General features: G+C 48.0%; 3 protein-coding genes. All 3 read right to left on the minus strand.

Annotated elements, in window-relative coordinates:
• Window positions 1–1,385 precede the first annotated feature (1,385 nt).
• The gene (locus tag EJP87_RS13590) at window positions 1,386–2,942 is read right to left on the minus strand and encodes a methyl-accepting chemotaxis protein (RefSeq protein ID WP_130472410.1); all 1,557 of its coding nucleotides are present in this window, start codon (window positions 2,940–2,942) and stop codon (window positions 1,386–1,388) included.
• 33 nt (window positions 2,943–2,975) lie between these two features.
• Complete coding sequence (locus EJP87_RS13595) at window positions 2,976–5,108, minus strand: ABC transporter substrate-binding protein (RefSeq protein WP_130472411.1); 2,133 nt, start codon at window positions 5,106–5,108, stop codon at window positions 2,976–2,978.
• Between the two features lie 36 nt (window positions 5,109–5,144).
• A partial coding sequence (locus EJP87_RS13600; RefSeq protein WP_227657645.1) for a hypothetical protein occupies window positions 5,145–5,577 on the minus strand: 433 nt, incomplete at its 5' end.

Below are 5,577 nucleotides of genomic sequence, written 5' to 3' on the forward strand. Positions count from 1 at the left end.
GGTACAAAATCAGGACTAAAACGCGCCAACCTATTGTTTATAAATGTGAATTATTTGTTTTCTGTCCGAAAGTTCCGTTTAATTAGGATAATTGAGCTACGATCTGAATTTTCAGACATAAATTCTCCAACAGCAAATATCTAGATAGCACTGAAAGATAACGAAAAAAGTTGTGACCCTGCGCTTGACACCCCATCATACCGTTGATACATCGGCCTTGTCAACATTACAAACTCTAAAATCCGGGGACAGTGTATACATTTCCCCATCGAACACCAGTTAATTGATATACTGTCCCCGGATTTCCGCCTCTGTCCCCGGATTTCCGCCTGCCGTCCTGGACCATCGAAAAAGTCTCCACAGCCAAACCAGCCATGCTGGAGGAGTGGAGCCTGCGCATCCTGGACGCTCCAACCCTGAGTAAATCCGGGGACAGTATATCTATTTCCCCATCGAATCCGGGGGACAGTAAATCCAGTAAATCCGGGGACAGTATAAAATCAGGGGACAGTATATCTATTTCCCCATCGAACACCAGTTAATTGATATACTGTCCCCCGATTTCGGATTCAAGGAGTAAATCAAACCGGCCACATATTGTTATGATCTGGCCCTTCCATTGGCAAATCACAAACAGAAAACCAGATCCGTCGTTTCCCGGTTGGAAATCGAAATCGGGGGACAGTATATCTATTTCCCCATCGAACACCAGTTAATTGATATACTGTCCCCCGATTTCGTATTTCCCTGTCCCCCGATTTCGTATTTCCCCATCGAACACCAGTTAATTGATATACTGTCCCCCGATTTCATCGAACACCAGTTAATTGATATACTGTCCCCCGATTTCGGATTCAAGGAGTAAATCAAACCGGCCACATATTGTTATGATCTGGCCCTTCCATTGGCAAATCACAAACAGAAAACCAGATCCGTCGTTTCCCGGTTGGAAATAGAAATCGGGGGACAGTATATCTATTTCCCCATCGAACACCAGTTAATTGATATACTGTCCCTGGATTTCGGTCGGATTTCGGTCGGGATTTCCCATCGAACACCAGTTAATTGATATACTGTCCCCTGATTTCGATTTCGGAAGGAAGTTAATTGATATACTGTCCCCTGATTTCGATTTCGGAAGGAAGTTAATTGATATACTGTCCCCTGATTTCATTATACTGTCCCCTGATTTCATTCTGTCCCCTGATTTCATTCGACATCCTCCTGAGCCAAGAAGCGATACTATGCTGTTTGTTCATCACCAAACTGGAGATCGATCCCGTCAACGATTTGTTGCAAATCAGCCTTTGCGCTCATCAAACTATCCTCCACATGTCAAAATAAAAGAGGTCACAAAGATATTTTCCTTATCGCTTCCCTTGACTCTATGTCCCTTTTGGCCAATTACCCAACATCTCACGCACCTCTTGCAAACGGATACTGGCCACCTGCCATCCAGATTTGACCTGCTCCATCAACGGCATGCCAAGAGTAAAGGCTCCATTCACCCCGCTGACCATATCCTGCACCTCACGAAAAAGAATCGGTTGCTGCTGCATCATCCCGACAATTTTATCAAACAACTCCCGTTCCCGACTCAACAATCCTACCAACTGGCTGAAACGATCCTGCGTCTGTTCCGCCCGCTCTTGATCAATCTGAATCCGTCGAATGGTATCATAAGTGCGATTGGCAATACTCTCTGCCATCGTCAGATTGATATGCGCCAACTCTTTGATGGCATCAGAATAGACCGCAAAGGGCTGCGTAGCCTCCGAGCGCATCGCCTCGGCACTGGCATTGGTGGAGAGCAGGTTGATCTGCAGCGTGGTATCTTTCAACTGACGCAATGCCCGACCGGTCTCCGATTCGGTAGCCAACATTCGTTCTGCATCCTGGTGCAGGCTTTGAATCAACCCCTCCATGCGCTGCAATCCCTGCACGGTTTGACTGACCACATCCTGCATCTGCCCGGAGTAGATATGCAGCGAATCGGCATCCAAAACCATCTGCTGCATATCTTTCAGAGCCCGACTGACGGCAGGTCTCTGTTCACCCATCACTTGAAAAAGCTGCTGCGATAAGGGTTCACTGCCTTCCACGGTAATCTGCAACTGTTGCAGAGAATCCGCCAATTGATCCAAAGATTGTGTCAGCAGCTTATAGCGTTGCGCTTCCCGATCCTTTTGCACCTGCACAGTGATGAACAGCAACAAAATGCCAACCGCCATGGCAAAGCCCATCATCGGCAAAACCCGGTAGAAAAAACGGTCGCGTTGTCGTTCGGAATCGAGAGCTACATTTTGCGGCAGCAATTTGACCCTCTCGGTCACATCCTTGATTCCCCCCTCCAAACGACGTACCTCATCCTCCAAACCAGAAAGAAGGTTTTTTACTGTGGCAAAATGTTTATTGGCCTCCTCTTCGCCACTCATGGGATCTGCGGAAGTAAACCCTTCACTTCTGGACAAAAAATCATACTGATAGATGCTGCGAATCAACGAAGCGCCCAAATGTTCATAATCGCTGTGCGACTTTTCGATACCCTTGAACAGGGTTTTGATGGCATCAATCTCCTTGATGCGAGCTTCGGAATGGGCCAGATCCATGGCCTTTTGTGCCACATTGCGCCCTTCCAACACTTCATCACTGAAACGCTTGCCAGCCTGGACAAATTTTTCGTTGCTGACCTCAAACTTTTCACGATCACTGATCCGGGCATAAAACATCGCCTCATTAAAGCGCAACACCTGATCCAATTGATGCCTGGTCATCTCGGTAACGATATGGGCCAAGGGAAACTGCTCTCGATCAACGGCATGAATGGTCTCATCATAACGATCGATCACCAGCAAGGCATAGCTGCCGACCGCCAAAAGAAAAAAGACCAACACCCCATACAGGGTCAACAAATGCACTGTCAGTTGCAGTTTTTTGAACATAAAAGCTCTCCGGGCTGCAAGCAGCCACGCGCATCAGTTGAAGAGAAACCAGGCCATAGTCAACATCAACAGCGGATAGATGACGATGGCCACCGCATCCACTTTAGCGGCCAGCGGTTTTCTGCCTTTGATATGCAGAGCGCTGGCCAACACCGTTTCGATGATGGCAAAAAAGATAAAATAATAGGTGGTGGTAAAAAAGGTATCGATACGCACCAAATAGCCCACATCCACCTTGTTGACATTGTGAAAGGACATCGAGCTTAATAATGTGGTCACTCCCACAGTAAAGCGGGAGGCAGTAAACTCAAAGTTGATGAAAAACATGGCATAAGCCAGCAGGACCAAAACCAGCAAGGGCAGCAATTTTATGATATATTGATCGGTTTTGCGTTCCAACAGCACATGATAGTTAAACTGTGAATTGTTCATTTGAAACAGTTTATTGTTATATTTGGGATTGCGATAGCTCCAGATACTCTCCTGCTCGCTGGTAAACTGAATATGTTGAATATCTTTCCAGGCTTTCAATCCCAAATCTTTACGCAGAAAAGAGTCATCAGAAATATCGGTGACCAGAATCAAATCCTCTTTGTTTTTCACCTTGGGTTTGATACGAATTTTTAATACTTGGCGATCAAATGGATACTCTTTCAGCGGAAAAACCCCATCCAATTGGGCGCTGACATCATAGGAGATAAAGTTATTATTGGTTGCCTGATCATAATATTTTTCCCGAATGGCCGCCGCCAATACTTTTCCATAGGTCATTTCAAAGTTTAATTTTTCGTTTTGATCGGGATCCCAACGAAACCATAGCAGAAAATCTGCCACAAAATTGCCGGCCACCGGATCGAATGATTTGATTTCGTTGACATGCAGGCCGGTAAAGACCACTGTGGTTCGCTTGACAAAACGACCATCCATCTTGAAGGCGCGTACACTATCTTTGCGCGCTTTTACCAGCTCAGGATATTTTACATAGGTAAACTGGAAACGGGCCGGAACAAAACGTCCCCCCTTTACCTCACCGATGGCGATCGGACGACGACTGGAACCATGACTGTCGAAATAGATTGGTCCGCCAATACTGTCAATCGCATCCTCTTCACGAAGAATTTTACTCAACCACTGGCGCACCGAGGTGCGTACCGGCCCCACCTGTTGGATAGCACTGGCCAGCAGACGTACCGCTTCATAAGAGTGGGTTGCTACCCAGTCGGGATTGGTTTGATAGGTCTGTACAAAGTTGGCCTCATACAAACGAGCACTCTCCCCCAGAAGATTGGGCAAATAGGGGGTGACGGCATAGACATTTTCCGCATAGATACCGGCATTGCGGATAAAATGGGGTCCGCCCATGCTCTCACCACCGATAAAATCGGCACTGATTCCTTTATCCTTCAGCCATTTAATTATGTTTGCCGCCCCTGTATAGTTCATCGCCAAAAAGATGATCTCCGCCTCTGCCAAATTTTTCATATGCGGCAGCAGATCCTCTGGACGAAACTGAAGCGCATCCACCTCTACCACCTGCAGAGCTTTGCTGCCCTGAATGGTCAACTCACGGTTAAAAAAATCATTCAATGAGCGACCATAGGCGGTATTGCTATGAATGACTGCAATCTTTTGCCGCATCAAGCCATACAAGACATAATTGGCCAAAAATACCGATTGATAATAATCATCAGGAATGATACTGAAATTGCCCGGAAAACGACCGGTCACTGCCGGATTGGTTGCTGTTGGGGCAATCAGGGGGATACGATTTTCTTGATAGATGGGGGCAGCCGCCAAGGTAGGGGCACTGAAATAGTGGCCGATCACCGCCAACAGTTTATTGTTGCTTGCCAGCTCACGCGCAGCCTCTTCTGCCCGATTGTTGCCATCCAGACCACTGCGATCATCGGCAATGGCCAGTCGCAGTTGAATATTGCCCAACTCTTTGTTTTTGTTTATCTCATTGATTGCCAACTCCACGCCACGACGCATCGACAGACCCACCTCAGCAAAAGTACCGCTCAAAGGTGCAGCCAAACCGATATAGACAATCTCTCCCTTGCCTCCGCGCCAAGGTTGATACCAGGCGCTCCAGGCCAGCAGCAGACACAACAGCGTCAGCCCTGCCAACACCAACCAACGCCGTTTCTGTCCGGCACCATTCACAGTCTATTCTCCGAGTTCACAGCCTATTCTCCGCGTTCACGGCAAATCTCCCTGAGCCGGTCGTTCCTGAATGCTGTTTTGCATCCGTCCATTGCCACGACTCCCTCGCAAACCAAGAGTTTCCCTCTGCTCTTTTTCCTCTTCCTGAGGTTGCTGAGAGTTGCTGCCGCCAAAAACAAAATCGCCTGGAGCGGCTCTCTCCCCTGGTTGCCATTCACTGCGCGCCTTGCCTTCCCGCTGGCCCAGAGTATGGCTGTAGCGCTCCCGATCCTCTGGTCGCCGCTCAAAACGCTCGGCTGCCACAAGATCCCCGCCCAACCCATACAAAAGGGTCACCACCAAGCATAGCATTTTCCGTGCTCGGCAACCATCCCGAATGGCTCTCCAGACATGGCAATCGCATTTGCCAATTTCTTCACTGTTGCCACAAGCGAAACTGTGCATGTCGGGCGTCCGCCCTCCCAAAGAG

Origin of the sequence: Candidatus Magnetaquicoccus inordinatus, assembly GCF_004217665.1 — a bacterium.
In the GTDB taxonomy this organism is placed as follows: Bacteria; Pseudomonadota; Magnetococcia; order Magnetococcales; family Magnetaquicoccaceae; genus Magnetaquicoccus; species Magnetaquicoccus inordinatus.